Genomic DNA, 1,967 nt, shown 5'->3' with positions numbered 1-1,967 from the left:
GCGCGAAAGTTAGACGGTTCATTGGGTTTCTCGCAGTATCAAGACGGCCATCTGGAAAGGTACATCATGGTTTTGTTAACAAGACCTGGGGGAGCAACCACGGCGCTGTGGCTACTGAAACCGTCGGATCAGATTAACTCGTAACTCTGTTCGCCAGTTCACGAACTATTCCCTGTGTCTCTTTCGGATAAGCGCGAACAAACCCGGCGTCACAGGGGATCGTCTCGATTTCTCTTCGGTCCAACGCCCGAGCCAAATGGATCGCTGCGAGCTCAATGTGCTCTGCCATTTGGCCAAGCGTCACATACACCTCTGCAAACGCCTGAATGCTCTCTTCAGTGATGTAACACCGGTAGTGCTGCGTGTCCGGGTTTCGTGCTTTTATCTGCTTCAGATATCCACCATCCCTTAACCGTCGGATAGAACCGACGCTAATCCTCAGGCGTGCCGCCGCATCCTTAAGCGACAGATCGCCGGAAAACACGCGCTCCGATTTTTCCAAGGTCTCAGTGTAGTCGATCAGAATTCCTGCCAATCCGTCAACGTCCGGGTCTCTCGATACACCGGTCAGTCGGCCTGCTGCCCAATCAGCAACAACGCGAGCCAGGGGCAACCAGCTCTGTTGGCAGTATTCTGCGAGGGGCAGCCTATGACGCGTCGGTGATGCAACGCGCAGGCCTTCAAGCTGAGTCAGCAAGGTCTGCACAGAGGAGGATGTCACATAGCGCAGAGACGTTCCAAAACGATGGGCTTCCAGAACATTCTGCCGGATCAGCGACTTCACCTGAACCGGATGGATATTGAGCTGCGTCGCGATGGATTTGATATTCTGCAACCCAGACCAGAAATCGAGCACGGCAGCCAGATCCTCATGGCTGACATCCTTCATGTTTAGCAGGTCGCTCGCGTTTTGACCGCGAAGATGGGCGAGAATGCCTCGCACCCGAACCTCGCCGACTCCATATAGCTCCCGTACACGTTCAAGCGTGATGAGTTTGGGTGCTGAGATTTCCGTACCCAGGACTTTCGCGCCGGTCTGCAGCGGATAGTTCTCCCGTACGAAATCCTGCACGCAAGCCCTGAGCTCCGCTGTTGCCGGGTCCTCTTCAGTGTCTTTCAGCCAAGTATAGAATTCGCCCATATCTGTTGTGAAATAAGACCGCTTGGAGGAAGGTCGGCGCCTGGCACGCGCCAGCTCAGAATTCAGGGTGTCCGGTCCATTCTTCAAAACCTCGAAACCAGCCGACATGGCGGTACGCTCCTGGTCGAAGTTCAAATCCGAACGACTAACGCCTCGACCCATGGCAAGTGTCATGCCTAATGTCAGAGCGGCTTGATGAAGATGCGTCAGGTCCAAAGAGTCCAACCAGTCACCACAAACCCCATTCTTGATACGGCGGCTCAGGTAAGTTTCAAACGAGGATCGCCCATGCGTTTTTGCGACCTGAGCGGCCTCCAAGATCAGATCCCTATGACGCGCCACTTGTTCAATCACGTCATAGGTGAGATGTGCATGCGGTGCATTGGGAAGCTGGAGTAACGGAACGCCGTGTTTGGCACAGGTCCCGATCGGCAGCACCAACCACTCGAGAAGTTGAAACGCGCTCCCGGGACCAGAAGCCTCCATAGCCTCCACAATACATCTCGGACAAATGCGGATGGTTGCACGCCGTAGCGTACCATTGGTGGCTGATGACAGCCCGACGAGATACCGGCAGGGACCAATCAACCTGGCCGCTCCTTGATCCAGTGTGTTAAGCGGCACACTGGTTAGCAGTGACAACGTCTCCAACTGGTCCAAATGCGCCGAGCAGATATGGGGCCATCGCATTCCAAGATCCGAGCAGAAATCACGGGGCGTGCTCGTGAACAGTCGGGCCAACCGAGCAACGTGTCTGACGTCAGCACCAATGGGACAGTTTAAGTAGATTTGATAAGAGAGGGTTTCTGGCTCATCGTAACCGCCA

1 protein-coding gene and 1 pseudogene are annotated in these 1,967 nt (G+C 54.9%); both read right to left on the bottom strand.

Annotation, left to right across the window (positions count from 1 at the left end):
* Positions 1–133: 133 nt before the first annotated feature.
* On the bottom strand, positions 134–1,495 hold the full coding sequence (locus AC2FFP_RS23270) for a helix-turn-helix domain-containing protein (RefSeq protein ID WP_496881568.1): 1,362 nt from the start codon (positions 1,493–1,495) through the stop codon (positions 134–136).
* A gap of 54 nt (positions 1,496–1,549) precedes the next feature.
* Positions 1,550–1,882 (bottom strand): annotated as a pseudogene (locus AC2FFP_RS23265) (TniQ family protein); the annotation flags it as partial.
* Positions 1,883–1,967 lie beyond the last annotated feature (85 nt).

The sequence above is a fragment of the Ruegeria sp. YTSC004 genome (assembly GCF_059609805.1).
Note: the sequence above shows the minus strand (reverse complement) of the source record. Positions and strands in the feature narration are given on the sequence as shown.